This is a genomic window from Bartonella sp. AA2SXKL, from assembly GCF_042197205.1.
In the GTDB taxonomy this organism is placed as follows: Bacteria; Pseudomonadota; Alphaproteobacteria; order Rhizobiales; family Rhizobiaceae; genus Bartonella.
Window position 1 is genome coordinate 1 of the sequence record NZ_JBHIRN010000269.1, and the last position, 567, is coordinate 567.

General features: G+C 40.7%; 1 protein-coding gene. It reads left to right on the forward strand.

Annotation, left to right across the window (positions count from 1 at the left end):
* A partial coding sequence (locus tag ACFINS_RS11165; RefSeq protein WP_375706308.1) for a helix-turn-helix domain-containing protein occupies positions 1-548 on the forward strand: 548 nt, incomplete at its 5' end.
* Positions 549-567 lie beyond the last annotated feature (19 nt).

The window sequence follows — 567 nt, forward strand, 5'->3', positions numbered from 1 at the left end:
TTGAAGCACCAGATTATGAAATGCGTTTGGAAATGTTGCGCCAACGGTTAAAGGTGGCGCAACAAGATGACAACATGATTGTAATTTCAGATGAGGTTTTGCAGTATATTGCTAAAACGATTTTGGGTTCAGGGCGTGATATTGAAGGAGCCTTTAATCAGTTGTTGTTTCGTCAGTCTTTCGAATCTGATTTGTCTTTGGAAAGGATTGATGAATTTTTGGGTCATTTGACACGTTCAGGTGAATCTAAGCGTATTCGAATTGAAGAAATTCAGCGCGCGGTTGCTCGCCATTATAATGTTTCTAAGCAAGATTTATTATCTAATCGTCGGACGCGTACAGTCGTAAAGCCGCGACAAGTTGCGATGTATTTGGCAAAAATGTTAACGCCTCGTTCGTTGCCAGAAATTGGGCGTCGTTTTGGAGGACGTGATCATACGACAGTTTTACATGCTGTCCGTAAAATTGAAGATTTGGTTTGTGATGATCAGACATTAGCCAAAGAACTTGAATTGCTTAAACGGTTAATTGGAGAGCAGGCTGCATAGCGTTTATAACTTTCCCTCT